Annotated in this window: 18 protein-coding genes; 1 reads left to right on the top strand and 17 read right to left on the bottom strand. The window is 71.8% G+C overall.

Annotated features, from left to right (window positions below):
- Positions 1-203: 203 nt before the first annotated feature.
- The 14 genes from LPT13_RS06185 to LPT13_RS11705 form a co-directional block, all read right to left on the bottom strand.
- Positions 204-5,489: a hypothetical protein gene (locus LPT13_RS06185; protein WP_242164678.1), complete on the bottom strand. Its 5,286-nt coding sequence runs from the start codon at positions 5,487-5,489 to the stop codon at positions 204-206.
- A gap of 257 nt (positions 5,490-5,746) precedes the next feature.
- On the bottom strand, positions 5,747-6,514 hold the full coding sequence (gene dapB, locus LPT13_RS06180; RefSeq protein ID WP_242164676.1) for a 4-hydroxy-tetrahydrodipicolinate reductase: 768 nt from the start codon (positions 6,512-6,514) through the stop codon (positions 5,747-5,749).
- A 93-nt stretch (positions 6,515-6,607) separates the two neighbouring features.
- Positions 6,608-12,133 carry an isopeptide-forming domain-containing fimbrial protein gene (locus tag LPT13_RS06175; RefSeq protein ID WP_242164674.1) on the bottom strand — a complete coding sequence of 1,842 codons (5,526 nt, stop codon included), beginning with the start codon at positions 12,131-12,133 and terminating at the stop codon, positions 6,608-6,610.
- A 257-nt stretch (positions 12,134-12,390) separates the two neighbouring features.
- Positions 12,391-14,616 (bottom strand): polyribonucleotide nucleotidyltransferase, encoded by a 2,226-nt coding sequence (locus LPT13_RS06170; protein ID WP_242164672.1) that lies wholly within the window; start codon positions 14,614-14,616, stop codon positions 12,391-12,393.
- A gap of 168 nt (positions 14,617-14,784) precedes the next feature.
- Entirely contained in the window at positions 14,785-15,072 is a 288-nt protein-coding gene (gene rpsO / locus LPT13_RS06165; RefSeq protein ID WP_160710402.1) for a 30S ribosomal protein S15, read from the bottom strand.
- A gap of 255 nt (positions 15,073-15,327) precedes the next feature.
- Positions 15,328-16,104, bottom strand: coding sequence for a DNA repair protein RecO (gene recO, locus LPT13_RS06160; protein ID WP_242164670.1), 777 nt, complete (start codon positions 16,102-16,104; stop codon positions 15,328-15,330).
- 5 nt (positions 16,105-16,109) lie between these two features.
- The gene (locus LPT13_RS06155; RefSeq protein WP_242164668.1) at positions 16,110-18,086 is read right to left on the bottom strand and encodes a PASTA domain-containing protein; all 1,977 of its coding nucleotides are present in this window, start codon (positions 18,084-18,086) and stop codon (positions 16,110-16,112) included.
- Positions 18,087-18,257: 171 nt separating this feature from the next.
- The gene (era, locus tag LPT13_RS06150) at positions 18,258-19,178 is read right to left on the bottom strand and encodes a GTPase Era (protein WP_242164666.1); all 921 of its coding nucleotides are present in this window, start codon (positions 19,176-19,178) and stop codon (positions 18,258-18,260) included.
- Positions 19,179-19,253: 75 nt separating this feature from the next.
- On the bottom strand, positions 19,254-19,667 hold the full coding sequence (locus tag LPT13_RS06145; RefSeq protein ID WP_242164664.1) for a diacylglycerol kinase family protein: 414 nt from the start codon (positions 19,665-19,667) through the stop codon (positions 19,254-19,256).
- A 29-nt stretch (positions 19,668-19,696) separates the two neighbouring features.
- Positions 19,697-20,155, bottom strand: coding sequence for an rRNA maturation RNase YbeY (gene ybeY / locus LPT13_RS06140; protein ID WP_242164648.1), 459 nt, complete (start codon positions 20,153-20,155; stop codon positions 19,697-19,699).
- 4 nt (positions 20,156-20,159) lie between these two features.
- Positions 20,160-21,119: a PhoH family protein gene (locus tag LPT13_RS06135; protein WP_242164646.1), complete on the bottom strand. Its 960-nt coding sequence runs from the start codon at positions 21,117-21,119 to the stop codon at positions 20,160-20,162.
- Between the two features lie 131 nt (positions 21,120-21,250).
- The gene (locus LPT13_RS06130) at positions 21,251-21,745 is read right to left on the bottom strand and encodes a type II toxin-antitoxin system VapC family toxin (RefSeq protein WP_242164643.1); all 495 of its coding nucleotides are present in this window, start codon (positions 21,743-21,745) and stop codon (positions 21,251-21,253) included.
- Positions 21,742-22,101 carry a type II toxin-antitoxin system RelB/DinJ family antitoxin gene (locus LPT13_RS06125; protein ID WP_242164641.1) on the bottom strand — a complete coding sequence of 120 codons (360 nt, stop codon included), beginning with the start codon at positions 22,099-22,101 and terminating at the stop codon, positions 21,742-21,744. Before LPT13_RS06125 ends, LPT13_RS06130 begins: the two co-directional genes overlap by 4 nt.
- A 66-nt stretch (positions 22,102-22,167) precedes the next feature.
- The gene (locus tag LPT13_RS11705; protein WP_277926939.1) at positions 22,168-22,293 is read right to left on the bottom strand and encodes a hypothetical protein; all 126 of its coding nucleotides are present in this window, start codon (positions 22,291-22,293) and stop codon (positions 22,168-22,170) included.
- On the opposite strand from LPT13_RS11705, the gene LPT13_RS06120 reads away from it, so the two are divergent.
- Complete coding sequence (locus LPT13_RS06120) at positions 22,292-23,191, top strand: Fic family protein (protein WP_242164640.1); 900 nt, start codon at positions 22,292-22,294, stop codon at positions 23,189-23,191. The two genes, LPT13_RS11705 and LPT13_RS06120, sit on opposite strands and share 2 nt — an antisense overlap.
- A gap of 7 nt (positions 23,192-23,198) precedes the next feature.
- Here the strand turns inward: LPT13_RS06120 and LPT13_RS06115 are convergent, their stop codons facing one another.
- The 3 genes from LPT13_RS06115 to dnaJ form a co-directional block, all read right to left on the bottom strand.
- Positions 23,199-24,575: a MiaB/RimO family radical SAM methylthiotransferase gene (locus tag LPT13_RS06115; RefSeq protein ID WP_242164639.1), complete on the bottom strand. Its 1,377-nt coding sequence runs from the start codon at positions 24,573-24,575 to the stop codon at positions 23,199-23,201.
- The gene (locus tag LPT13_RS06110) at positions 24,572-25,375 is read right to left on the bottom strand and encodes an RsmE family RNA methyltransferase (RefSeq protein ID WP_242164637.1); all 804 of its coding nucleotides are present in this window, start codon (positions 25,373-25,375) and stop codon (positions 24,572-24,574) included. Before LPT13_RS06110 ends, LPT13_RS06115 begins: the two co-directional genes overlap by 4 nt.
- Positions 25,376-25,484: 109 nt before the next feature.
- Complete coding sequence (dnaJ, locus tag LPT13_RS06105) at positions 25,485-26,624, bottom strand: molecular chaperone DnaJ (RefSeq protein WP_242164635.1); 1,140 nt, start codon at positions 26,622-26,624, stop codon at positions 25,485-25,487.
- Between the last annotated feature and the right edge of the window lie 14 nt (positions 26,625-26,638).

Here is a 26,638-nt window from a genome sequence, read left to right as displayed (position 1 = left end):
GCACGAGGCTCGCTGATGCGCCATTATGCCACGAATGTACGGTAGCGCCCCCGCCGCCGCGGGAAGTTCGCCAAACCTCCAATCGGACGGCGCGGAAGGCGTCCCTCCCCCTCCCTCGCCGCGCGCTGGACGGAGGGGGTGGAGATGAGAGAGGGGGCCGCGCGATGCGCGGCCCCCTCGGGCGGATGCGCGGCCCCCGGCTCCTACCAGCGGCCGGCGTGGCGCCGGGCCAGGGCCTCGCGCCGGCTGCGGCGCTGGGCGGCGGCCGCCATGAGCATGACGCCGGCGGCTGCGGCGGCCAGGACGAGGGCCACCGACGGGGCGACGAGCTCGTCGCCGGTCTGGGCCAGGCGGATGGGCGTGCGCGAGCCCTTGCCGCCGTCCCCGGCCCCCGCGCCGGGGCCGGCCGCGCCGTCGCCGCCGCCCGGCTGCTCGGCGGGCCTCACGCCGCCCTCGCCGTCCGTGCCCGGGGCGTAGGCGGGCGCCTGGGCGTTGTCGACGCCGGGCCGGCCCTCCAGGAACTCGTCCCAGCCGCCCTCGGGCGCGAACGGCGTGCCGGGCACCGGCCGCGGCGCGCCGCCGGCCACCTCGCCCGGCTCGGCCTCGGAGGGCCGCGTGCCGAAGGCGGCGGCCACGTTGCCCACGTCGGCGCCGAGGGCCTCCTCGGTCACCAGCGCGTCGAACACGAGCGTGGCGGACCGGCCGCCCACCAGATCGCCCACGGCGACGGCGAGCACGCGCGTGCCCGGGTCGTAGGCGTCGTCCAAAACCGCATGCTCCGCGCCGTCGGGGCCGGTCACGCGGATGGACTCGGAGAGCGGCTCGACGCCGACGGGCACCACGTCGCGGATGACGGCGCCGTACCACATGGTGTGGGGCCGGGCGTTGGACAGCGTCACCGTGTAGCGCACCACGTCGCCGACGCGGGTCGTGCCGTCGTCGCGGTCGAGGTTGCGCGCGACCTTCGCCAGCCTGACGTCGGCCGGGCCCTCCTCGTCGTCCTCCAGCTTGGGGTCGGCCGGCAGCACCGGCGGCATGCCGGGGTCGGTCGCCGGCAGGGTCGCCACGTAGTCGTCCTCGAGGTCCTCCCAGGGCCCGCCGGGCTCGAAGGGCGTGCCCGGCTTAGGCTTGTCGGCGGGGTCGGCCGGCTCGGCGTCGGGGTCTGTCGGGTGCTCGCGCCCCCACTCGTCGGTGGGCGTGCCGCCGAGCGCGCCGCCCTCGATGGCGGGGCCCTCCGGCCGCGTCGGGTCGGGCTTGCCGGGATCGGACGGGTCGCTGGGGTCGGACGGGTCGTCGGGATCGCCGGGCTTGCCGGGGCCGTCGGGATCCTCCGGCAGGCGCGTCTCGGAGGTCGACACTACCTCCACGTCGAAGGTGAGCACGGCGCTCTCCCCGAAGTACAGGTCGCCCGCGTTCACGGCGATGACGCCGGTCTTCGGGTCGTAGGCGCTCATCGGCACGTCGTAGGTCCTGCCGCCGGCCGTGAGCCTGATCGTGCCGTCCTTGGGCTCCATGCCCACCGGCAGCGTGGCCCTCACCACGGCGTCGACGAGCTTGGAGTCGGGGCCCTTGTTGGTGGAGGTCACCGTCACGGTCAGGGTGTCGCCCACCAGGATGCGGTCGTCGTCGTGCTCCTCGCGATGACCGGTCTGCTCCACTGTCACCGTGGTGACGATGTCGGCCGCCGCCGGGTCCTTCGGCAGCACGGGGGTGGGCTTGGGCGAGGAGGGCACGTTCGGCGTGGACGGGTCGGGGTCGTCATCGCCCACGACGACGATGTCGACGTCGGGGTCGAGTGTCTCGGGAGGCACGGGCTTCTCGCCCGGCGCGAGGTCCTTCTCGTCCTTGCCGAAGCCGCCCGATCCCTCGGGCTCGTTCTTCAGCTCGGGCAGCTTGCCGTCGTCGCCGGGGCGCTCGCCGAGCCCCTGGTTCTCCCCCACCCGGGCCTGGAAGCGCACCGAGGTCGACTGCCCGCCGTAGACGGTGCCGATCAGCTTGGACAGCGTGGCCGAGGCGTCGTCGAACCGGTACTCGTCGTCGCCGGTGCCGCGGTCAACCGGGGCCCAGTCCAGCTTGTCCCACTCGAAGCCCTGGTAGAAGGCGGGCGTGCCCAGCAGCGGGTCGGAGTCGGGCGTCTCGTAGTTGGCGGCCGTCTCCACGCTCTCGGCGTCGAAGGTGAGGCGCTGGTCGATGGCGTCTCTGAGCTCGGCGGCCTGCCAGGCCGACCCCTGGGTCAGGTTGAGGCCCGTCACCGTGTACTCCATCAAGTCGCCGGGGCGCGGCGGCATGCTGGCGCGGTCGACCGCGGCACGGGCGGCGTAGGGCTCCACGCCGAGCGCGTCGGCGGCGGCCAGGGCGAACGGGGTCACCGAGAGGAGCGCGCCCTGCGCCTCGGCGAGCGCGGTCAGGTTGCGCTGGGTGAGGCGGATCTGCACCTGGGGCCTGATGGTGGGATCGGGGGTGATGGTGAGGTCGAGGATGCGCCGCTGCCCGCTGTAGAAGGCGTTGGCGCCCTGGGTCATCGTGATGACGGCGTTGCCGCAGGAGAACACCTGCACCTTGACGTTGCCGTCCTCGTCGAAGACCGGGTTGCCGTCCTCGTCGCGCTCGATGTCGGCCACGGCGGGGTTGGAGCTCACATAGCTCACCTTCGCCGCCGAGGTGGAGTCGAAGCTCAGGTTGAAGAAGTCGCTGGCCGCGCCGCCCTCGGTGTTGAACTGGCTGTAGGGCAGCTTGAGCGAGGCGCGGTCCTCCTTGAAGTCCAGCTTCGTGCCGCCGGCGGTGACCTCCTCCTTGGGCTTGACGGGAATGATGGTGGTGGGCGCGGTGGCCGCGTTGGAGGGGTTGTTCTCCACGCTCTCCACGTAGTTCTTGTCGGGGACGTACTGGACGGTCACCTCGTGGTCGAGCTTGCCGTCGGCGGCGTCGAGTTCGCCGTCGAGCAGCGTCGGATCCAGGAAGTAGGTCACCTGGGTGGCCCAGCGGTTCTTCTTGGTCTTGTCGTCGGCGTCGACCGGGCCCTCCAGGGTGCTCACGGTGGAGTGCTGCGTGCCCGAGGCCTTCTTCACCGCCTCGTCGTCGAGCGCGATCTGCTCGCCCACGGGCTCGCCGTCCACCAGCACCTGGAAGTGGCCGGTGGGCTGGCGGCAGGTGAGCGCCTCCGACGAGGCGCTCTGGATGTCGAAGACCAGGCGCAGGTGCGTGCCGGGCAGCTCGTCGCCCTCATTGACGTCGACGTGGGACCCGTCGGCCTCGTTCAGCCGCACCCAGGACGACGAGGACAGGTTGACGACGGCCTTGGCCTCGGTGATGACGCAGTCGCCCGAGGTCTCATGTCCCCAGTAGGTGACGGAGAGGTCCTTGTCCTTGGCGAACTGGGTCGAGTGCATGGTGAAGTGCATGCGGCCCGCGTCGGCCGGCATCTCGGTGGCCTCCTCCGACATGGGGCCGAGCGTGCCGTCGTCCTTGTACAGCTGGTAGGCGAAGGTAACGTAGGGGTTGCCCGCATCGTCGAAGTCCTTGTCCAGCTTGCGGGTGATGCCCGTCTTGCTCGTCACCTCGATGGGGGTCTTCTCCACCGACCACTTGGCCAGGGGCAGCCCGTCGTAGTGCTTGGTCAGGCCGCCGGGGAAGTTCTTCTCGTCCAGGTCGAACTTCACCCAGCGCTTGGCGGCCGAGCCGCCGTCGCCGAGGGTCTCGATGGTCTCGAGCTCCACCACCTCGCCCTTCTCGTCGCGGTACTTGAGCTCCACCGCCACGGGCTTGACGGCGTCCTCGCTGGACAGCCACAGGTACAGCTTGCCGTTGTCCAGGTAGGAGGGGGCGCCGTAGGTGCGCTTCTCGCTGTTGACGTAGAGCTCCCAGTCCTCGATCTTGCAGTTCTTGTCGGCGCCCACGATATCGGGGGACAGGTCGATGGTGACGAGCTTCACCTTGTCCTTCTCGGGCAGCGCGCCGCCCTCGAGGGTCTGGATCTGGCTCCACTCGGTGATGCCGGGGGTGTTGAAGGCCGTGCCGCCGATGCCCTGAAACTTGTAGTCACCCTTGTAGACGTTAGTGGACGGGTAGGTGTTGACCGTGCGGTTCTGATCCCACACGTTGCAGTTCACCGAGCCGCCGGTGATGATGAGGTAGCCGTAGTTGCCGCCGATGTCGAAGCGGTCGACCATGCCCGTGGGCAGCAGCGTGCCGCCGGTGACGCGCATGATGTGGTTGCGGTTCGAGCTGGGGGTGCCGCCGCAGGCCTGGCCGAACGCATTTCCATGGCCGCCGGCCTTGGCCTTGACGAAGCCGCCGTTGATGGTGATGTCGCCGCCGACGTTGAGGTAGCAGTCGGAGGGATCTCCCCCGCCGTACTGGTTGTACCCGTTGTTCTGCGGCGCGTTGGGAATGGTGAGCGCATCGTCATGGGCCAGATTCCCCGGGTTCTTCCAGCTCCAGCCGGCGCCGATGCCCGCCCCATGGTAGGGCGCCTGGGCGTCGATGACGCCGCCGTTGATGGTGATCACCGTGCCCGATCCGCCGTCGCCGCCGCCGATGCCCGCACCGGTGTTGCAATCGGAGTTCCCCGTGTTGCCGTTGGCGTAGACGATGCCGCCGTTGATGATGATGGTGCCGGAATCCTCCTTGGGACCGCCGCCGATGCAGGCGGAATGACCGCCGTGCGTGGCTTTGAGGGTTCCGGGATTGGCGGAGTCCATGCGGGAGAGCGGATCGCCCGCCTGCAGGCTCTGGCCCGTCGCGAGCGTCACGTCGTAGGGCACCACGCCGTTGACGGGGGTCACGATGTTGTTGGACGCATCGAGGTTGCGCACCTCATCGTCGATGACGAGCACCGACCCGTAGCCGCAGCGCAGCGCGGGCGAGCCCTTCGAGCCGACGCCGGTGGTGGTGCAGGTGAGGGTGTTGACGCTGCCGTCGGCCAACGTGAGGTGAAGCATCGTCTTATGCAGGATGTCCGCCGGCGTGACGGCGGCGCTCTTATCGGCCGTGTCCCATTTGTTGGTGATGATGTCTATGGGAGCCACCGTGGAGGCGATGGTCACGCCCGCCAGGGTGAGGTCGGCCTTGACCCCCGGTTCGATGCGGATGCTCTGGGCCGTCTGCTTGGGGGTGAACTCGCCCTCCTTGCCGGCGACCGGCTGGGGTGTGGTGCGCACGGCGAGCGGGGTGCTGGTGAGGATGTGGAGGACGGTGCCGTCGAAGAACCAGTCGCCGTCCTTCGCGTCGACGGCCGTGGCCGCCTTGCCCCCGCGGATCTCGAAGTCGCTGCTCGGGATGGGCGTGAACCCGCCGTCGCGCGGCGCCGGGGCCGCGGCGGCTTCGGCCGCGGGCTCTATCTTAGGAGCAAGGGGGGGGGTAGGCGATTCCTCCGCGTCCGCGAAGGCCGCGATCCCCGCGGCGGGGATCATCAGCCCGCAGGCGAGGACGGCGGCTAGCGCGCAGCGGAATGCCCGGCGCGGGCGCCTCTCGTGGTGCGTCTTCCTCATGGCTCTCTCTCATTCTGCTGGCTGCCAGCATGCCGTGCGTGTCCGGCCCGCTTGCCCCGGGCCGTAACGCTCCCGTTACCGAAACGTATATGAGATGAGATTATACACCGCCCGCGCGTCCCGCGAACCCTCGAACCCGCCGAGCGCGTGCCGCCGCGCGGCCGCCCCAAGGCACCGCGCCGCCGCCCAGAACCCAAGCGGGGCGGGAGAATCCTCCCCCGCCCCGGCGCCGTCGTGCCCTTGGACGTACGCGGACGCTAGTCCATGAACTGCTCGAGGCCCACGATGAGGCCCTCGCGGGCGCCGACGCTGCGGATGCCCAGCAGGACGCCGGGCATGTAGGAGCTGCGGTCCCACGAGTCGTGGCGCAGGGTGAGCGTCTGGCCGAGCGAGCCGAAGATGACCTCCTGCGAGGCCACGTAGCCCATGGACCGCACCGCGTGCACCGGCACGCCGTCGACGAGCGCGCCGCGCGCGCCCCCGGCGCCGGGCACCTCGGTCTCGCGGCCGGGGGCGGCGCTCACGCGCGGGGCGCGGGCCTCGGCGATCATCTGGGCGGTGCGCACGGCCGTGCCCGACGGGGCGTCCTTCTTGTTGCAGTGGTGGAACTCGATGACCTCGGCCTCGGGGAAGTAGGGCGCGGCGGCGCGGGCGAACTCCATCATCAGCACGGCGCCGGTGGTGAAGTTGGGCGCGTAGAACAGGCACGTGCCGGGCGCCGCCTGGGCGGCCAGGGCCTCGAGCACGTCGTTGGCAAGCCCCGTCGTGCCCACCACGCAGTCGACGCCGGCCGGCAGCGCGGCGGCGAGGTTGCCAGCCACCACGTCGGGCTGGGTGAAGTCGACCAGCACGTCGAAGCCGCCGGCCGCGACGGCCTCGGCCACGCTCGCGTAGACCGGGAAGCCCGCCTCGGCGCCGTGCGGGTCGATGCCGCAGGCCACCTCCATGTCATCGGCGGCGGTGACGGCGTCCACCACCGCGCTCCCCATGCGCCCCGCGCACCCGGCAACGGCAACCTTGATCATCTGCGTCCTCCTTCGATCGTCAGCGTATCGCCCCATTGTAGGCGAAAGGACAAGGAAAGGGGGCCGCGCTCTCGGCGCGGCCCCCTTAGGCGGTTACCACTGGCTGCGGTGGCGGCTCACCAGCGCCTCGCGCCGGCGTCGGTGCTGGGCCGCGGCCGCCATGAGCATGACGCCCGCCGCCGCGGCGGCCATGACGAGGGCCACCGACGGGGCCACGAGCTCGTCGCCCGTCTGGGCCAGGCGGATGGGCGCCTTCGTGCCCGTCCCGTCGCCCGCCGGGTCCTCCGGCCGCGGCTCGGCGATCACGCCGCCCTTGGCGTCGACCCCCGCGGGGTAGGACGCGTCGGGGTTGGCCAGGCCCGCGTGGTCGCGCTCGAACTGCTTCCAGCCGTCCTCGGGCTCGAAGGGCTCGCCGCCGGTCGGGCGCGACACGCCCTCGCCCACGGCCCCCGCGTCGACGCCGGAGGGCAGCGTGCCGAACGCCTCGGCCACGTTGCCGATGTCGGCGCCGGCGGCCTCCTCGGTGACGAGCGCGTCGAACACGAGCGTGACCGCGCCCGGGCCGCGCAGGTCGCCGGCCGTCACGGCCAGGCGCCGCGTCTCCACGTCGTAGGCGCCGTCGGGCACGTCGTGCGCCGCGCCGTCGCGGCTGGTGAGCTTGATCGAGTCCTTGAGCGGCTCCAGCCCCATGGGCACGTCGTCGCGGATGACCACGTCGTACCAGATGGTGTTCGCCTTCGCGTTGGTGACCGTGATGGTGTAGCGGACGACGTCGCCCACGTGCGTGGTGCCGTCCGCGCTGCTCAGGTTCTGGGCGTCCTTGGCCACCGTCACGTCGGCCTTGCCGTCCTTATCGTCCTCCAGCTTGGGGCTGGCCGGCAGCACCGGCGGCATGACGGGCTTGACCGGGTCGGGGGTGACGAACTCCTCCTCCAGGTCCTCCCAGGGCCTGCCGGGCTCGAAGGGCGTGCCGGGCTTGGGCTTGTCGTCCGGATCGGCCGGCTCGGCGTCGGGGTCGGTCGGGTGCTCGCGCTCCCACTCGTCGGTGGGCGTCTCGCCGAGCGTGCCGCCCTCGATGACCGGGGAGGTCGGCCGCTCGGGGCCGGGCGCGTCCGGATCGTCGGGGCCGCCGGGGTTGCCGGGATCCGACGGGTCGCCGGGGTTACCCGGGTTGCCGGGGCCGTCGGGATCATTCGGATCCGACGGGTCGTCCGGGTCGTAGACCGAGGTCACCTCCACGTCGAAGGTGAGCACGGCGTCCTCGCCGCCGTAGAGGTCGCCCGCGTTCACGGCGATGATGCCGGTCTTCGGGTCGTAGGCGCTCATCGGCACGTCGTAGGTATTCCCTGCGCCGTCCTTGAGCTTGATCGTGCCCTCCTTGGGCTCGAAGCCCTGGGGCAGCGTGACCTTCACCACGGCGTTGGTCAGGCACGAGTCGGCGCCCTGGTTCTTCGAGGTGACGGTGACGCCCAGCGTGTCGCCCACCAGGATGCGGTCGTCGTCATGCTCCTCGACGTGGCCCTTCTGCGCCACGTCCACCGTGGTGACGATGTCGGGCTCGGCCGGGTCTTTCGGCAGCACGGGGATGGGGTCGGGCGTGGCGGGCTTGCCGGGCACGGGGTCGTCGTCGCCGACGTAGACGATGTCGGTGCCGGGGTCGAGCGGCTTGGGGTCGGGAACCGGCTCGCCGGGCTTCAGCGTGCCCTCGGGCTTGCCGTAGTCGCCCGTGCCCTCGGGCTTGTTGACGATCTCGGGCAGCTTGCCACCGGCCGGGCGGTCGCCCAGCCCCTCGTCCTCGCCCACCACGGCCTGGAAGCGCACCGAGGTCGACTGGCCGCCGTAGACGGTGCCGATGGCCTTGGAGAGCGTGGCCGACGCGTCGTCGAACTGATAGTCGCCATCGCCCGTGCCGCGGCTCACCGGGGCCCAGTCGAGGCCGTCCCAGTTGAAGCCGGCGTAGAAGGCGTCGGAGCCGAGCTGGGTCTGGTCGCTGTGGGTGGCGTAGTTGGGAGCCAGCTCCACCTCGTCCTCGTCGAACGTGAGCTTCTTGTCGATGGCGTCTCTGAGCTCGGCGGCCTGCCAGGCCGACCCGGGCGTGAGGTTGAGGCCCGTCACCGTGTACTCGAGCACGTCGCCGGGGCGCGGCGGGGTGTGGGTGCGGTCGGCCACGGCCCGCGCCATCCGCGAGCTCATGCCCACGCCGGCGTTGGCCGCGTCGGCCGCCGCGAGCACTCGCGCGAAGGTGGCCACGGCCGGGGCGGGCGACGCCTCGCGGATGGCCGTGAGGTTGCGCCATGTCATGCGGATCTGCACCTGGGGTTTGATGGTGGGGTCGGGCTTGACGTTGACCGTCAGGATGTACTTGAGGCCCGTGTAGAGCGCGTTGGGCTTCTGCTCCACGGTGATGACCGAGGTGCCGCAGCTGTTCACCTGCACCTTCAGGCGCCCCTTGTCGTCCAGGGCGGGGCTGCCGCCCGGCCCGTAGGCGGGCGTGCCCTCCACAGCGGGCATGAGCGTGGCCACGGCCGCGTTGGACACGGCGTAGGTCGGCTTCACCGACGAGGTGGACGTGAGCTCCAGGGGGAAGAAGTCGTCGAGCGCGACGCCCTCCTGGTGGAAGTCGCGGTAATTGACGGTGACCGTCTTGCGAATGACCTGGGTCTTGCCCGTCGGGTTGTCGGGGTCGACGGGCTTGTCCGGGTCGGAGGGGTCGGACGGGTCGGAGCCGCCCGGCACGGTCGGCGTGTCCTCGACCTGCACCTTGTCGGGGTCGTCGGATCCCACGTCGCCCTTGGGCGGCACGGGCACGATGAAGGCATCGTCCTCGCTGGCGTTGTCGGGGTTCTTGTCGACGCCCTGGACGTAGTTCCTGTCGGCGATGTACTCGATGCTCACCTTGTGCTCGCCGCCGTCGCCGGCCTGTTCCAGAAGCTCGAGCAGCCCGTCGCGGTTGGCCGGGTCGAGGTAGTAGGTGACCACGGTGGCATGGCGCGTCTCGGTGCCGCCGGTCTTGGACTTCACCTCGATGTCCTTCTGCTCGAAGGTGGAGTGCTTCGACGCGGTGACGGCGTCGGCCGTGAGCTTGATGGGATCGCCGACGTCCACGCCGTCGATGCGCACCTGGAACTCGCCCGTGGGCGCGGCGCAGGTGAGCGCCGTGGTGTTGGCCGAGCGCACGTTGAAGGTGAGCTTCAGGCGGTTGCCGGCCACCCCGCCGGCCTCCTGGTCGGCGACGATGGGCGTCCAGGCGTCCGAGGCGCCCTCGGGCTTGTCGACGTCGAGGTGGCCCCACTCCACGCCCTCGATCTCGAGCACGGCGGGCACCCGGTTGATGACGGCCGTGCCCTTGGCCTGGTGGCCCCAGTAGCTGGCCTTGTAGTTGTCCAGCTTGGCGTACTCGTAGGATATCATCGTGACGGAGAAGCGGCCCGCGTCGGCGGGCAGCGACGTGGCGCCCTCGGCGGACTCGAGCCCGTCGGGCACCCACTCCCCCTCCTCGTCCTGCTTGAGCATCTGGTACTTGAACGTGACGTCGGCGCCGTTCTTCAGCGTCTCCTTGATGGGGACGCCGCCCTGCTCGCGGTTGACCTCGATGACGTTGTCCGGCCCCACCTTCAGCGGGTCGAACGGCAGGCCGTCGTAGTCCTTCGTGAGGTACTTCTGGTAATCCGCGGGGAAAGTGAACTCGATCCAGCGCTTGGCCGTCTGGTCGGGGTTGTTCGCATCCGGCTTGGTGATGAAGAGCGGGTCGATGGGGGTGGAGACGCCGCCCTTGAGCACCGCCATCTCGATGCGGACCTCCTGCGGGGCTTTGGGGTCGGCCGCCCACTCCGGTAGCCACAGGTACAGCTTGCCTTCCGTGAACTGCGCCGGTGCGCCGTAGTTCTGCTTGTTGCCACCGATGTAGAGGTCGAACTTGGTGATCTTCTCGTTGGTCAGCTTCTCATCGGAGTCCTTGAGGTTCACCGTGAGCATGAACACCTTGTCGTTGTCGGGCAGGCCGTTGCCGTCGTGAGCCGTCTTGTAGGCCTCGACGTCATCCCACGTCGCGATGCCCTGCGTGTTGAAGGCCGTGTCGCCGATACCCTGGAAGGCGGGCTTACCGGTTCCCTCGTCGGTGGCGAGCTGGATGGAGCCGCCGGTGACGATGGTGTAGCCGAAGGCCGCGCCGAGGGAGGCTACCGGAGGACGGTCGGGGCCCGGCGTAAAGCCGCCGGGGTCTGCGCCTTTCACGGTGGTCTTCACCGTGCCGCCTGTGACGCGGATCACGTGGTTGCGGTTGGAGGAGGGCCCGTGGGCGCAGCTCTGCCCCAAGGCGTTGCCGTGGGCTCCGCTCGTCACGTTGATGAGGCCGCCGTTAACGGTGATGTCGCCGGCGACGGTGAAGTAGTTCTCCGCGGTAGCAGAGATGAGGAAGTGGACTCTTCCCGGGCACGTCATATAGGACGTCTTGCAGCAGAACCAGTCGACGTCCTGCGGCGCCGCCTTGAAGCTGTAGCCGCCAGATCGCGCCTCCGCGCCGGCGCCGGTGGGAATGTCGATGGCGTCGCCCTTCGTGACGCCGGCAAGGTGATCTTTCGTATGATAGCCGAGGCCGGAGCCGATGCCCGCGCCGCAGGATCCGCCGTAGGCGTCGACAGTGCCGCCGTTGAAGATCATGACCGTGCCGGAGCCGTTGGAGCCGCCGCCTATGCCGGCGCCGTTGGATATCGCGTAGTTCGTGCCGAACGGGAGGCACCGCGCCGTGATGTCGCCGCCGTTGAAGACGAGGGTGCCGGCGTTCTCGTTCGGGCCCGACCCGATGCCGGCGGAGTGCCCGCCGCCGATGACGTTGAGGACGCAGCCCTCGGCATCCATCCCCAGGAGCGGATCGCCCTTGCTCAGCGTGGTCTTGCCATCGATGAGCGTCACGTCGTAGGGCACCATGCCGTTCTCGGGCGTGACGATGTCGTCAAGGTTGAACTTGCTGCCGCCCTGGCGTACGTTGGTGATGGCATCGTCGATGACGAGAACGGAGCCCCAGCCGCAGCGGATGCCCGGAGATCCCGTCGTCCCCGCATCAGAGCACACGAGCGTGTTCGTCGTGTTCTCGGCGATGGTCAGGTAGAGCATCGTCTTGTTCACGATCTGGTCGCCGTTGGTGGCCTTCACGCCGCTCTTGTCCTCACGAGAGTTGGTGACCAGGTTGATGGGCGCCAGAGGCGAGTTGATGTTGACGCCAGCTAGGGTGAGGTCGGCCTTCACGCCGGGGTAGACCTCGATGTTGTTGGTCGTCTGCCCCGACGTGCTCACGGTGAGCGGGGTGCTGCTGAGGATGAGGAGGGTGCCCTTCGTGGTATCGAAGAACCAGTCGCCGGTGCCGGGCGTGGGGCCCGTGGCCTGCGTGCCGCCCTCCACGGTGAAGCCGCCGGCATTCGCCGCGCGTGCCTTAGAGGCGGCGGCCGCGGCCGCCGCATCGGCGCCATCGTCGGGCGCCGCGGCTACGTCAGTGACGGCAAGGGGGGGGGTAAGCGAATTCTCCACATCGGCGAACGCGGTGAGCGCCACGGTCGGGATCATCAGACCGCAGGCGAGCATGACCGCGAGCGCGCAGCGAAGAACCGGGTGCGTTTTCCTCATGGTCTCTCCTGACTTCTCTGCCAAGACACGCCCCGGCCATTGCCATGCCGTTGCGCTGTCGTTACCAAGATGTAACTAAAGGCTCATTATAGCCCGCTTAAGCCTAATGGCGAGGAGAAAACGACTCCTCTTGCCCGCACAGCCCATCGGGCTTTTCCCGCTCGGCTGCTCCGCGCGCAAAAAAAAGGAGCCGCCCGGGTGGGCGGCTCCTTTGGGGCCTTGCGCTTGGCGCCCCCCGCGAGGGGCGCGGATCGCGGCTAGTTGGCCTCGTGGCGGCGGCGCGGGGTGCGGGCCTCGCGACCGGAGCGGCCGGGGCGGTTGTCGCCGCCGCGGCGGTCGTCACGACGCTCGCGGTGCTCGCGGCGCTCGCCGCGCGGCTCGGACGAGCCGGCCGGGGCGTCCGGCTTGTCGAGGCGGTCCAGCGAGATCTTGCCGTTCTTCGGGTCGACCTCGAGCACCTCGACCTTGACGATGTCGCCCAGGTTGAGCACGTCCTCCACCTTCGCCACGCGGCCGTTGGCCACGCGCGAGATGTGGAGCAGGCCGTCCTTGCCCGGCGTCAGCTTGATGAAGGCGCCGAAGTCCTTGATGCCGACGACCTCGCCCTCGTAGATCTCGCCCACCTCGGGCTCCTTCACGATGCCGAGGATGATGTCCTTGGCCGCCTGCATGGCGGTGCCGGACGTGGCGCCGACGTGGATGGTGCCGTCCTCCTGGATGTCGATGGACGCGCCCGTCTCCTCCTGGATGCCGCGGACGACCTTGCCGCCCGAGCCGATGACGTCGCGGATCTTGTCCACGGGGATCTTGATGGTCTCGATGCGCGGCGCGGTCTCGCGCATCTCCTCGCGCGGCGCGGGGATCTGCTCGAGCATGGCGTCCAGGATGAACGCGCGGCCCTCGTGGGCCTGCTTGAGGGCGCGGGCGAGGATCTCGACGGACAGGCCCTTGGCCTTGTTGTCCATCTGCAGCGCCGTGATGCCCTTGGAGGTGCCGCACACCTTGAAGTCCATGTCGCCGAGGAAGTCCTCGATGCCCTGGATGTCGGTCAGGATGACGACGTCGTCGCCCTCCTTGATGAGGCCCATGGCCACGCCGGACACGGGAGCCGAGATGGGCACGCCGGCGTCCATGAGGGCCAGCGTCGAGCCGCAGGTGGACGCCATGGACGACGAGCCGTTGGACTCGAGCACCTCGGACACCACGCGGATGGCGTAGGGGAAGCTGTCCTCATCGGGGATGACGGGCAGCAGCGCGCGCTCGGCCAGGGCGCCATGGCCCACCTCGCGGCGCTTCGGGGCGCCCATGCGGCCGGTCTCGCCGGTGCAGTAGGGCGGGAAGTTGTACTGGTGCATGTAGCGCTTGCCGTCGACCGGCTCGATGGTGTCGAGGCGCTGCCACTCGTTGAGCATGCCGAGCGTGCAGACGCTCATCACCTGGGTCTGGCCGCGCTGGAACAAGCCCGAGCCGTGGACGCGGGGCAGGTAGCCCGGCACGATGTGCAGCGGGCGGATCTCCTCCGGCGTGCGGCCGTCGGCGCGCTCGCCGGTCTCGATGATCATGGCGCGCATGGCGCGCTTCTCGAGCGCCTTGCAGGCGGCGTTGATGTCGCTGGCCCAGGCACCGCGCTCCTCCTCGGAGAAGGACTCCTCCTTGATCTGGGCCTTCAGGTCGTCGACCTTGCCCATGCGGGCCTGCTTGTCGGCATCCTTGAGGGCGGCGGCCATGGCGTCGTAGTAGGCGCCGACGCGCTCGGCGATGCAGGGGTCGGGCACGTGCACGACGTAGGGCAGCGGCGTGGGGTTGACCTTGGCGAGGAAGGCGGCCTGCTTCTCACAGAAGGCGGCGATAGCCTCCTGGCCGAAGGTCATGGCGGCCAGCATGTCCTCCTCGGAGATCTCGTGCGCGCCGGCCTCGACCATCGAGATGTAGTCGGCGGTGCCGGCGATGGTCAGCTCCAGGTCGGAGTTCTCCTGCTCGGCGTAGGTGGGGTTGACGATGAACTCGCCGGTCTCCTTGTCGCGGCCGATGCGCACGCAGGCGGCCGGGCCGTCGAAGGGCGCGCCTCCAGCGAGCAGGGCCGCCGAGGCGCCGGCCACGCAGATGGTGTCAGGCGGGTTGACCTGGTCGGCCACGAAGGTGGTGGCCACCACGTGGACCTCGTTCTTGAAGCCGTCGGGGAACCCGGGGCGGATGGGGCGGTCGATCATGCGAGCCGTCAGCGTGCCCTTCTCGGAGGGACGGGCCTCGCGCTTCAGGTAGCCGCCGGGGATGCGGCCCACGGCGTACATCTTCTCGATGAAGTCCACCGTCAGCGGGAAGAAGTCGTAGTCGCGCTGCTGCTTGGAGACGACGGCGGTGACGAGCACGCTCGTCTCGCCCTGGGTGACCAGGACGGCGCCGGTGGCCTGCTTGGCCAGCTCGCCCGTCTCCAGGCGGTACTCCTTGCCGTAGAGCTCGAAGGATTCGACGATCTTTTCCATGTATCCGTTCTCTCTTCTCTGTTCTCGCGGGCCTCATTGCCCGGGAGCTTCTTCGGGGGCGGGTACTTACCGGTTCGCCGCCTCCCGCGAGCAGCGGACGCCCAGCGCCGCCGACCGCTATCACTAAGCGCGGGGCCCGCCACTCGGGCGGGCCCCGCGTTCAGTTCGCTAGATGTTGTCGCGAATGCCGAGCTTCTTGATGAGGGCGCGGTACTCGTCGATGTCGCGCTGCTTGATGTACTTCAGCAGGCCGCGTCGCTTGCCGATGAGCATCATGAGGCCTCGGCGGGTGTGGTTGTCCTTCTTGTGGACCTTGAGGTGCTCGGTGAGGTTGCGGATGCGCTCGGACAGGATGGCCACCTGCACCTCGGCGCTGCCGGAGTCGCCGTCGCCCTTGCCGAACTCCTTGATGAGCTCCGCGGTCTTCTCCTTGGAGATACTGTTCTTGCTCGCCATTCGAATTCCACCTTCCTGGTTGGTCGGGGGCGCCCCCAGGCGCCCTGCGCGGCCCGTCGGGCCGCCTGCGCGGTATCGGGTCTCGTCTGGGCGGGCAAGCGGGTGGCGCATGCGGGCCAAGGCGAAACCGGCTGTGGACACACAGCTTTTCCAGTATAGGGCCGCGGAAGGGGGCGGGCAAGAAGAATCTGGGGCCCGGCGCGCCTCCGCACCGTTTGCGCACAACTTGGCGCGGGCGGGCGCGGCGGCGCTCCCCTACTCCGCGTCGCCGAACAGCCCGCAGGTGAACAGGAAGTCGAGCGAGCGCGACGCGCCGCCGACGTGGGCGCGCATGAGCCCCTGGGCCAGGCGCAGCACCGCGAAGGCCGAGCCCGGGTCGGCCGGCGCCGCCAGGATGTCGGCGTAGGTGGATCCCATGAGGAAGCGCGCCCAGCCCACGGCCGCCGCGGGCACGGGGACCGTCTCGGCCCCGGGGCGGCACCCCGCGCACACCACGCCGCCCTCCGAGAACGAGAAGGGCACGCTCGGGCCCGTGGCCGTGGCGTCGACGCCGCATGCGACGCAGCGCGCGAGCGAGGGGCGCAGGCCGGCCAGGCCGAGGGTCTTCAGGAGCAGGGCCGCGGCCACCCCGGGCGCCTGGGCCGCCGTGGCGCCGTCGAGGGCGGCCAGGCCCGCGGCCGTGGCGTCGTAGAGGCGGGGTTGGGGCAGGTCGGGCTGGGACACCTTGCAGAGGAGCTCGGCGGCGGGCGCGGCGCAGGCGGCCAGCTCCACCGACGAGCGCAGGCGCGCGTTGCCGCGCACGAGGCGCGCCTCCTTCGCGATGTCGAGGCTGCGCCCGGCCGAGCAGAGCAGGTCGGCCTCGGCGTAGAGCTCCAGGCGCGACGCGAAGGGGCTCGCGGGCTTGCGCGCCCCCTTCGCCACGCACCGGCGCTGCGAGCCGTCCTCGGCGAGCAGGGTCACGATGAGGTCGGCCTCGGCCAGCTTGGTCTTGCGCAGCACCAGGCCGCGCGTGCTGTAGGTCGGCTGGGCCACCGGCCCTACGCCCGCTTGATGGCGGGGTCGGACGCCTTGACGTTGCCCTCGCCGTCCCAGGTGATGGTGCCGGTGAGGGTCTGCCAGCCGGTCGCCTCGTCGCGCACGACGATGCCGAAGAGCGAGCCGTACTGGATGCCGCTCACGGAATAGCGGGTCGTGTCGTCGCCGACGTAGTCCACCGTCAGCTTGGCGGGGTCGATCTCGTAGCTCTTCCCGCCGATGACGAAGTACTTGGACGACTGGAAGTAGGCCTGCGCGTAGGACAGGCACTCGGCCTTGCGCGACTTCGCCACGTTGAGCGTCACCTCCGAGCCGGAGTCGAGCTGGGTGCCGGCGGCCGGGTCGGTGGACACCGTGGTGCCCTCGGGCACGTCCTCGGTGTAGGTGCGCGCCACGCGCACCTCGTAGCCCTCGGCCTCGAGCGCGGCGGTGGCGTCGGCCTGGGAGAGCCCCTCGACCTCGGGCACCGTATAGGGCACGGCCACCTCGACGGTGAGCGGCGTGGCGGCCTTGACCTTCGTGCCGGCCTCGGGGGTGACCGAGAGCACCGTGCCGGGCTCCTCGTTGGACTTGACCTCGACGAGGGCCACCGAGGTCAGGCCCTCGCCAGCCAGCGCGGCCTCGGCGTCGGCCTGGGGCAGCCCCACGACGTCGGGCACCGTGCGGGCCACCGACACGTGGATGACCACCGTGGAGCCCTCCTCGGCGCGGCGCCCCGAGCCCGGGTCGGTGAGGAGCACGATGCCCTCCACGTCGTCGCTCTTGACAGGCAGCGCCTGCACGGCGAAGCCGCGGTCCTCGAGCACGTAGGTGGCGTCGACCTGGGAGCGGCCGACCACGTCGGGGACGACCTTGCCGCCCCACAGCTGCAGGTACCACGTGACGCCGGCGACGATGAGCGCCGCCGCGACGACGACGGCCGCGGCGACGAGCGGCTTTCGGGAGCGATGGGGGCGCGGGGCGCCGTCGCCCGCGCCGCGGCGCTGCTCGCGGGCCATCTGGCGGTCGAGCCTCCGCTGGGCGCGACGCGCGCGGCGGGCCTCCTTGGGGTCCATCTCGGCGGCGTAGCGCTTGGCGGCCGCAGCCGGGCCCTCCCCCACCGTCGGCAGCTCCATGGTGTCGCCGGCGCGGGCGGCGTAGGCGGGCGGCACGTAGCTGGAGTCCACCAGGCGCTCGAGCCCGGTGAGGTCGGCGGTGCGCTCGGCGCCTGCCGCGCCGACGGACACCACGCCGTCGGGGAACATCTCGTGGACGACCTCGGCGAGCGAGTCGCGCCCGGCGGGGGCGTCGTCGTCGCGCGGGGCGTAGAGGGCCTCGTCGAAGGCGCCGTAATCATCATCCGCGGCCGCGTCGGGGGCGGACGGCTCGGCGGGGGCCGCCGCGTCGGGGACGGCCTCGGCGCCGCCGACGGGCAGCTCCTCGACGAACTCGAACTCCAGCTCGGCGTCGGCCGCGTCGGCCGCGGGGGCGCCGGCGCCGGGCGCGCCAGCCTGCGGGCCCGACGCGTGAGCCGGGACGTGGGCGGGCGCGTCGGCTGGCGCCGGCTCGCCGGCCTGCGGGCCCGACGCGTGGGCCGGGACGTGGGCGGGCGCGTCGGCTGGCGCCGGCTCGCCGGCCCCGCGGCGGCGCTCGCCGTAGCGGGGGACGTCCTCGTCCTGGGCGCTGCGGCGCGCGTTGTCGGCGATGAGCCGCGCGAACACCTCGGCGTCGGCCGACACCTCGCAGGCATCCTCCCGCAGGGCGCGCACCTCGTCGAGGGACGCGCCGATCACCTCGGCCGGGCTCGCCGCGGCGGCGTCCTCCCGGTCCTTCGGCGCGGCGCCGTGGCGGGCCCGGCGCGCGGCGCCCCCCTGCTCGCCCGCGCCCGCGGGCGCGGCGTCCCCCGCCTTGGCCCCGTGGCCGGCGTGGAGGGGGTGTCCGCACTCGATGCAGAACTTGGCGGTGTCTTTGTTGGCGCTCTGGCAGTTGGGGCATTTCATGGTCGCGGGGGCTCCTTGCTACGATTCCGCCCGCCATTGTACCGAAAAGCGCGCCGGGCCAGGTCGCACGCCGGTAACGCGATGCCCGTTTGGCCGCGAATTCACCAGAACTCTACGGCCGGCGCGCGCGGCGGCGCCGCCGGGCCGGCCGTGGCGCGCGCGGGCGGCGGCCTAGGCGCCCTCGCCGTAGCCGAAGCGGCGGATCTGGCTCGCGTCGCGGCGCCAGTTCTTCTTGACCTTCACCGACAGGTCTAGGAACACCCGGCAGCCCAGCAGCTGCTCCAGATCGGCGCGGGCCTCGATCCCGATGCGCTTGATGGCGGCGCCGCGCTTGCCGATGATGATGCCCTTCTGGCTGTCGCGCTCCACGTAGATGACGGCGAAGATGCGGTAGAGGTCCTTCTTGCGGTCGTACTCCATCTCGTTCAGGGCCACGCCGATGGCGTGGGGCACCTCGTCGTGGAAGGTGCGCAGGATCTTCTCGCGGATGAACTCGGCCACCACCACCTCGATGGGCTGGTCGGTCTCCATGTCGGGCGGGAACCACGCCGGCCCCTCGGGCAGGAGGTAGACGACCTCCTCGGCGAAGGCGTCGACGTTGTAGCCGGTCTCGGCCGAAAGCGCCACCATGGCGTCCCACTCGGCCAGGCCCTCGGCGGCCTCGCGCTGGGCGGCTATCTGGTCGGGGGTGGCCAGGTCGACCTTCGACAGCACGCAGATCTTGCGCGAGCGGCACCCGCGCAGCTGGGCGGCCACCCACTCGTCGCCGCGCCCGATGGGCTTGGACGAGTCGATGAGCATGGCCGCCACGTCCACGTCCTCGAGCGCCTTGAGCGCCGAGGTGTTGAGCTCCTCGCCCAGGGCGTCGTGGGGCTTGTGCAGGCCCGGCGTGTCCACGATGATCATCTGGAAGCCCTCGCGGGTGAGCACGGCGCGGAACCGGTGCCGCGTGGTCTGGGCCGTGTTCGACGTGATGGCGATCTTCTTGCCCATGAGGGCGTTGAGCAGGGTGGACTTTCCCGCGTTGGGGCGTCCCACCAGGGTGACGAAGCCGGACTTGAAGCCGTCGGCGGCCAGGATCATGTCGGGCATGGGGGCTCGGTTCCTCCTTAGGCGCCGGCGGCCGCGCGGCCCGACCGGCATCGCTTGCGTTCCAGGCGGGGCGGCTCAGAGCCCCAGCAGGGCCAGCGCGCGGGCCCCGTAGACGATGGCGCCCACCGCCACGGCGCCGATGGCCATGAGGTAGACGGCCCCGGCCGCGCAGTCCTTGGCCACGCGGGCGAGCTCGGCGTAGTCATCGGTCACCAGGTCGACCACGGCCTCGATGGCGGTGTTGGCGCACTCCGCCGCCATGACGCCGGCGATGCACAGCACCACGGCGGCCCAGGACGGGGCGTCTATCCCCAGCACGACCCCGAGCACGACGGCGGCGACGGCCACCGCGGCGTGGATGCGCATGTTGCGCTGGGTGGCGAAGGCGTGGCGGATGCCGCAGCCGGCGCAGGCGAAGGCTCGCCCCAGCGGGAAGCGCGCATGCGCCTCCTTGTCGCCCCTGTTGCGGACGAATCCCGGCTCCCCCATGGCGGCCCCCTCGCGCCCCGCGGCCGCCGCTAGGCCCCGCGCTCGGCCCAGGCGCGCAGAAGCTCCGCCTCGCGGGCCTCCATGACCTCGGCCTCCTCGTCGACCACGTGGTCGTAGCCGCACAGGTGCAGAAGGCCGTGGACGAGCAGCAGGCTCACCTCCTCCTCGAAGGTGGTGGCGAACTCGGCGGTCTGGCGCTCGGCCACGTCGGGGGCGATGATGACGTCGCCCAGCTCGAAGACGTCGCCGGCGGCCGCGCCCGGCTCGTCGCCGCAGCCGTCGCACTCGAAGGACAGCACGTCGGTGGGGCCGGACTTGCCGCGGTACTTCTCGTTGAGCTCGGCGATGACCTCGTCGTCCACGAAGCTGATGGAGACCTCCGTGGCGTCGGGGCGCCCCTCGGAGGCGAGCACGAAGCGCGTGAGCTCCTCGAGCGGCAGCGGGGCCAGGTCGGCCTCGCGGTAGCGGTAGCTGATCAGGATGTCCATCTTCTTATCGAGCCTTCCTCTCGGCGCGCTCGTAGGCGGCCACGATGGCGGCCACCAGCGAATGGCGCACGACGTCTTTCCCGCTGAGGTCGCAGAACGCGATGTCGGGGGTTCCCTCCAGGATGGGGCGCACGTGCGCCAGGCCCGAGGTGCCGCGCGGCAGGTCGGTCTGGGACACGTCGCCGGTGACCACGATCTTCGAGCCGAAGCCGAGCCGGGTCAGAAACATCTTCATCTGCTCGGGCGTGGAGTTCTGCGCCTCGTCCAGGATGATGAAGCTGTCGTTCAGGGTGCGGCCGCGCATGAACGCGAGCGGCGCTATCTCAATGGTGCCGTTGTCGATGAGCTGGTTGGCGCGCTCGGCATCGGTCATGTCGTAGAGCGCGTCGTAGAGCGGGCGGATGTAGGGGTCCACCTTCTCGGTGAGGGTGCCGGGGAGGAACCCCAGGCTCTCGCCAGCCTCGACGATGGGGCGCGTGAGGATGAGGCGGCCGACCTCCTTGCGCTTGAGCGCGGCCACGGCCATGGCCATGGCGAGGTAGGTCTTGCCCGTGCCGGCCGGCCCCTGGCAGAAGGTGACGGTGTGCTCGCGGATGGCGTCGACGTAGCGCTTCTGGCCCGAGGTCTTCGGGCGGATGGCGCGGCCGCGGTAGGTGAGCAGGATGTCCTCGCGCAGGACCGACGGGGCGAACTCGGCGGTGCGCATGAGGTCGATGGCGCGGCGGACGTAGTCGGCCGTGGGCTCCTCGCCGCCCTCCGCCAGCTTGATGAGGTCGGAGAACAGGGCCGTGAGCGACTGCACCTCGATGGCGTCGCCCTCGAGCACGACGGTGTCGCCGCGCACGGTGACGCGCGCCGCGAAGGCGTCCTGGATGATATGGAGCAGCTCGTCGGCCTGCCCCACCACCGCGGCCATCGGCACGCTGGCGGGCGCCGTGAGCGATATCTGCGTCTGGTCTACCATGACCGTGATTGTACCAGATGCCCCCGCGCCCCCGAGGGCACGGCTTGGTTACGGGCCCCGCGGCCGCGCCCGGCCCGCGAGGCAGGGCCGCGCCCCCCGCCCGCGCCCTGTCCGGCCTGCGGGCCCGTGCACTAGGCGTCGGCGCCGAGGAGGGCGAGCAGGTCGGCCGGGGCGAGCGCCGCCACGGGCGAGCGCCGCAGCAGCTGCCGGTCGAAGGTGACGAGGACGTCGGCGCGGGAGCGTTCGGCGGCCGCGAGGACGAGGTCGTCCTCCAAGTCGGGGTGGAGGGCGTGGAACCGCTCGGCGAGCCACAGGTCGGACTCGTCGACGGGCACGGCCGCGGCGAGCTCGCGCATGTTGGCGACGCAGCGCCAGGCCGCCTCCTCAGCCGCGTGGGCCACCGTCTCGTCCACCTCGCGGCCCTCCGCGCGGGCCGCCTGCTTGAGGAACCGGCCGATGGCGTAGTAGACGTCCCGGACGCTGTGCGTCGCGTAGAGGAGGCCTATGCCCCGCGCGCAGCAGCGGTCTACCAGCTCGCGCGCGTGCCCTGCGTCCGCCTGGGCGCCTAGGTAGTTGTTGATCCAGACGTTGGTGTCGAGCAGCACGAGCCGGGGCGCCGCCGTCATCGCAGCCCCCACTTCGCGAGGCGCTCGTCCAGCGCGTCGGCGCGCAGCCCGTCGTAGAGGGCCTCCAGGTCGCCCGAGGCGGGCCGCGGCGGCGCCGGGACCCCCAGGCGCGCGAGGCCCTCGCCCACGATCGACCAGCCCTCCTGCGCCACCGTCTGCTTCTCGGGCGCGGGCAGGGATTCGCCAAGCTCCCCCATGAGGTCGCGCATCGCCTGGGGACGCCCCTCGTTGCGCGCGGCGAAGGCCCACACCGCGCGCACCACCTGGGAGGGGTTGAGGCCCGCCGCGGCGAGCGCGCGGTCCCCCCGCTCCTTCACCGCCCCGTCGATGCGCGTGTTCATCTGCACGCTGACCATGGCTCCTCCTATCGTATAGCGTATAGCTGATACGATAATAGCAGAGGACGGGAGGAGGCGAAACCCCTAGAGCGTCACCTCGGCCAGGGCGCCGACGGGCAGGGAGGGGTCGACGGCGAGCTCGTGGCAGCTCTCGGAGGCGGCGCGGGGCGGCGGGGTATAATGGGTGCCCGAGCCAGAGAGGAGACCCATGACCGCCGACGACCCCCGCGACTACGACTACGTCCCCGCCCGGGAGCCGGACGACCGCGCCTGCCGGGCGCGGTACTGGCGCGTGGCCATGGGGCTGCAGGCGGTGGACGGGCTCACGCCCTCGCCCTACCTGCGCCGGCTCGCCGACGGCAACATCGCCGGGGACCTCTCGCTGGAGGAGACGGGCGCGCTCGTCCGCTCCTACCACCGCCCGGGCGGAGACGCCGAGGCCGCGGGCGTCGGGGACGCCCACCGCGAGGCCGACCTGGTGAGCCAGCGCATCGCGGAGCTGCTGAGCCGCGGAGCCTTCGCGCTCGTGCCCTCCATGCCCTCGATCATCCACGCCGCGCTGTTCCAGGACCTCGACGCCGACGTCTACCATCCCGGCGAGCACAAGAAGGTGACGCTGGTGAAGCAGGAGGCCATCCTCAACGGCGACAGCGTCCTCTACGCCGATCCGGCGCTCGTCGAGCCCTCCCTCGCCTACCTCTTCGAGGAGGAGGCCGCCCGCTCCTACGGCTGCGAGATGCGCGGCGGCGACCTGGAGGCCTTCGCGCGCCTCATCGCGCGCCTCTGGCAGGTTCACCCCTTCGTCGAGGGAAACACGCGCACCGTCGCCGTGTTCTCCGAGCTCTACCTGGCCTACCTCGGCTTCTCGGTCGGGAACGACCCCTTCGAGCGCCATGCCCGCTTCTTCCGCGACGCCCTCGTGCGCGCCAACTACCGCAACGCCGCCGCCCGCGTGCTGCCGGACCTGGCGCCGCTCACGGCGTTCTACGACAGCCTGCTCAACGGCGCGGCGCCCGACTTCTCCAGCGAGGAGCTGCGCTGCCAGGCGCTCTTCGACGACCCGTCGCTCCTGCGCAACGTCAGCCCCTCCCAGGCGCTCGAGCGCTAGCGAAGCCCTAGAGCGTCACCTCGGTCAGGGCGCCGGCGGGCAGGGAGGGGTCGACGGCGAGCTCGTGGTAGCTCTCGGAGGTGGCGCGGCCGGAGGCCTCGACGACGGCGAGCTCGCGCGTGCCCGCGCGGGCGGCGCGGTCGGCGGCGCGCAGCTCGGCGGCGAGCGCGCGCAGCTCGGCGGCGCGGGCGGCCTTCACGGCGTCGGGCACCTGGTCGGCGCGCTCGGCGGCCGGCGTGCCCGCGCGGCGCGAGTAGGGGAAGACGTGCACCTTGGAGAAGCCGGCCTCGCGCACGAGCGCGCAGGTGGCGGCGAAGTCGGCGGCCGTCTCGCCGGGGAACCCCACGATGACGTCGGTGGAGAGCGCGATGCCCGGCACGGCGGCGCGCAGGCGGCGCACGAGCGCGGCGAAGGCGTCGGCGTCGTAGGGGCGCGCCATCTCGGCGAGCACGCGCGAGCTCCCCGACTGGAGCGGCAGGTGCAGGTGGCGGCAGAGACGGCCGTCGGCGCGGGCGAGCAGCGCGATGAGGTCATCGGCCACGTCCTGGGGCTCGATCGACCCGATGCGCAGGCGGCAGGCCGGCGCGCCCGGCGCGCCGGCGTCGGCCGTGGCGGCCAGCAAGCGCTCGCAGAGGCCCGCGAGCGTGAGGCCGCCGTCGTCGTAGGAGCCCAGGTTGATGCCGGTCAGCATGATCTCGGGCGTGCCCGCCGCCGCGAGCGCCGCCGCCTCGGCGACGACGGCGTCGGCCGCACGTGACCAGGCGCGCCCGCGCGCGACGTGGACGATGCAGTAGGCGCACGCGTTGTCGCAGCCGTCCTGCACCTTCACGCCCACGCGCACCCTCCCCGAGGGCGCCGCGCCCGTGGGGGCACCTGCCCGCCGCGGGGCCACCGGTGACGCCGCGACGTCTCCCCCAACGCGCCTATCCCCCGCGCGGCTGACGAGGAAGGGGGCGGCACCCGAGCCCGCGTCGGCGGAGGAGGCGGGGGCAACACCCGAGCCGGCGGGGGCGGGCTCGGCGATGCGGAGGGCGGCGCGGGCCAGCCACTCCCCCATCTGGGCCTTGGGCACCACCTCGACGCGCTCCCCGAGGGCCTCGAAGGCAGCCGGGTCGATGGCGGCGGCGCAGCCGGTGACGACGACGCGGGCGGCGGGCGCGGCGCGCAGGGCGTGGCGGACGGCCTTGCGGGTCTTCTTCTCGGCCTCGCCGGTGACGGTGCAGGTGTTCACGACGATGAGGCCGGCCTCCTCCCCGGGCGCCTCCTCCCAGCCGGCGGCGGCGAGGGCGCGCTCGAAGGAGTCCGACTCCACGCGGTTCACCTTGCACCCCAGGTTGACGACGGCGAAGCGCCCCGCGCCGGCGCCCGGCGCGCCGCCCGTCACCGGGCCTCCGCGCATCCGCCGAGAGCGCCCAGCTCGTAGAGCACGAGCGCCGGCGCCACCACGCCGGCCGTCTCGGTGCGCAGGATGGACGGCCCCAGGCTCACCAGGCTCGCCCGCGGGTTGCAGGCCAGAAGCGCCTCCACCTCGTCCGGCGCCAGACCGCCCTCGGGCCCCACCACCACGGCCACCCGCGCGTCGGCGGCGGGCATCCGCGCATCCGCGAGCGCCCCGCGCAGCGCGTCGGCCAGGCGCGCCGTGCTCGGCGCCTCCTCCCAGCACACGAGCACCGCCGTCGCGCCCGCCAGCGCCGCGGCCGCCTCGGCCACGGTGGCCGGCGCGCACACCTCGGGCACGCGCGGCTGGCCCGACTGCATGGCGGCGCTGCGGGCGACGGCCCGCCAGCGCTCCACGCGGCTCGCCGCCTTCCGCTCATCCAACTTGACGACGCTGCGCGCGCAGGAAAGCGGCAGGAAGCCGGCCACGCCGAGCTCGGTGGCGTGGCGAACGACCTCGTCCATCTTGTCGCCCTTCGCGAGCCCCTGGACGAGCAGCACGCTCGGGCCCTCCTCCGGCGCGTCGAGGCGGCGCGCGACGCGCACCTCGGGGTACCCGCCGTCCATCCGCACCACCTCGCACTCGAAGTAGTCGGACGCGGCGTCCACCACGGCCAGGTGCTCGCCGGCGCCCAGGCGCAGCACGCGCGCGTGGCGCGCGTCGGCGTCAGACAGGCGCAGGGGGAACACCTCGTCGGCCTCGGCGGCTATCACCTGGTCGTCGAGGAAGAACCGGTGCAGGGACATGGGGCCTTCTTTCTGCGGGCGCGGCGGCGCCGCGGGGACGAAGGCGCCCCGGCGCCGCCGCGAGGGGCGGGGCGCCGGGGCGCGAGGCGGTGGGATGGGGGCGCGGCGCCTAGATCGCGTCGCGCAGGCGCTGGAGGAACGAGCGGCTGTCGGCCACGTCCTCGCCCTGCTCGGCGGCCAGCTCCTCCAGAAGCTCGCGCTCGCGCTTGGAGAGCTTCTTGGGGATGACCACCTCGACGTGGGCGAACAGATCGCCGCGGGCGTCGCTCCTGAGCCGCGGCATGCCGTGGCCCTTCACACGCACCACCTGGCCGGCCTGGCAGCCCTCGGGGATGCGCACGGTCACCTTCTCGTCGGCCATGATGCCGTCGATCTCGATCTCGGCGCCGAGCGCGGCCTGGACCATGGGCACCGACACCCGGGCGTGCAGGTCGTCGCCGTCGCGCTCGAAGAACTCGTGGGGCTGGACGCGGCAGGTGACGATGAGGTCGCCGGCCGGGGCGCCCTGCATGCCGGCCTCGCCGAACTCGGCCACGCGCAGCTGCTGGCCGTCGCGGATGCCGGCGGGCACCTCCACGGTGACGCGCTGGCGGTCGGGCACGCGGCCCTGGCCCTCGCATTCCGGGCACGGGTTCTCGATGACGGTGCCCGTGCCGTGGCACTTCGGGCACGTGGTGGCCGACTGCATGTCGCCCAGGAAGGTGCGCTGCACGGTGACCACGCGGCCCTGGCCGTTGCACTCGGGGCAGGTGACCTCCTCGCCGTCCTCCCCCAGGCCCGTGCCGTCGCAGTCGGGGCAGGGCGCCAGGCGGTCGTAGACGATCTCCTTCTTGACGCCGGCCGCCACCTCGTCCAGGGTCAGCCGCAGGCCCACGCCCATGTCGCGGCCGTTCTTGCGCACCTGGCGCGCGCCGCCGGCCGCGCCCCCGAAGAAGGTGGAGAAGATGTCGCCCATGCCGCCGAAGCCGCCGCCGAACAGGTCCTCCAGGTCGACGTAGCCGCCGCCGTAGCCGCCCGGCCCACCGGACGCGGCGCCGGGGATGGTGCCGAAGCGGTCGTACTGGGCGCGCTTCTGCGGGTCGGAGAGCACGTCGTAGGCCTCGTTGAGCTCCTTGAACTGGTCCTCGGCATCCGGCGCCTTGTTCACGTCGGGGTGCAGCTCGCGCGCGCGGTGGCGGAACGCCTTCTTGATGTCGCTCTCGGAGGCGTCGCGGCTGACGCCGAGAACCTCGTATAGATCCTTGGCCATGGGAGGGTGCTTCC

Origin of the sequence: Adlercreutzia faecimuris (assembly GCF_022669055.1) — a bacterium.
Classification (GTDB): domain Bacteria; phylum Actinomycetota; class Coriobacteriia; order Coriobacteriales; family Eggerthellaceae; genus Enterorhabdus; species Enterorhabdus faecimuris.
The sequence above is the reverse complement of the archived record's forward strand: the minus strand, read 5'-3'. Positions and strand labels throughout refer to the sequence as shown.

Bases quoted from the DNA above. Each gene is read 5' to 3' on its own strand.
- LPT13_RS06135 (WP_242164646.1), bottom strand. From the start codon at position 21,119: ATGGTAGACCAGACGCAGATATCGCTCACGGCGCCCGCCAGCGTGCCG.
- LPT13_RS06185 (WP_242164678.1), bottom strand. From the start codon at position 5,489: ATGAGGAAGACGCACCACGAGAGGCGCCCGCGCCGGGCATTCCGCTGC.
- LPT13_RS06145 (WP_242164664.1), bottom strand. From the start codon at position 19,667: ATGGGGGAGCCGGGATTCGTCCGCAACAGGGGCGACAAGGAGGCGCAT.
- LPT13_RS06170 (WP_242164672.1), bottom strand. From the start codon at position 14,616: ATGGAAAAGATCGTCGAATCCTTCGAGCTCTACGGCAAGGAGTACCGC.
- ybeY (WP_242164648.1), bottom strand. From the start codon at position 20,155: ATGGACATCCTGATCAGCTACCGCTACCGCGAGGCCGACCTGGCCCCG.
- LPT13_RS06130 (WP_242164643.1), bottom strand. From the start codon at position 21,745: ATGACGGCGGCGCCCCGGCTCGTGCTGCTCGACACCAACGTCTGGATC.
- LPT13_RS06155 (WP_242164668.1), bottom strand. From the start codon at position 18,086: ATGAAATGCCCCAACTGCCAGAGCGCCAACAAAGACACCGCCAAGTTC.
- rpsO (WP_160710402.1), bottom strand. From the start codon at position 15,072: ATGGCGAGCAAGAACAGTATCTCCAAGGAGAAGACCGCGGAGCTCATC.
- dapB (WP_242164676.1), bottom strand. From the start codon at position 6,514: ATGATCAAGGTTGCCGTTGCCGGGTGCGCGGGGCGCATGGGGAGCGCG.
- LPT13_RS06120 (WP_242164640.1), top strand. From the start codon at position 22,292: ATGACCGCCGACGACCCCCGCGACTACGACTACGTCCCCGCCCGGGAG.
- LPT13_RS06110 (WP_242164637.1), bottom strand. From the start codon at position 25,375: ATGTCCCTGCACCGGTTCTTCCTCGACGACCAGGTGATAGCCGCCGAG.
- dnaJ (WP_242164635.1), bottom strand. From the start codon at position 26,624: ATGGCCAAGGATCTATACGAGGTTCTCGGCGTCAGCCGCGACGCCTCC.
- LPT13_RS06125 (WP_242164641.1), bottom strand. From the start codon at position 22,101: ATGGTCAGCGTGCAGATGAACACGCGCATCGACGGGGCGGTGAAGGAG.
- era (WP_242164666.1), bottom strand. From the start codon at position 19,178: ATGCCCGACATGATCCTGGCCGCCGACGGCTTCAAGTCCGGCTTCGTC.
- LPT13_RS11705 (WP_277926939.1), bottom strand. From the start codon at position 22,293: ATGGGTCTCCTCTCTGGCTCGGGCACCCATTATACCCCGCCGCCCCGC.
- LPT13_RS06175 (WP_242164674.1), bottom strand. From the start codon at position 12,133: ATGAGGAAAACGCACCCGGTTCTTCGCTGCGCGCTCGCGGTCATGCTC.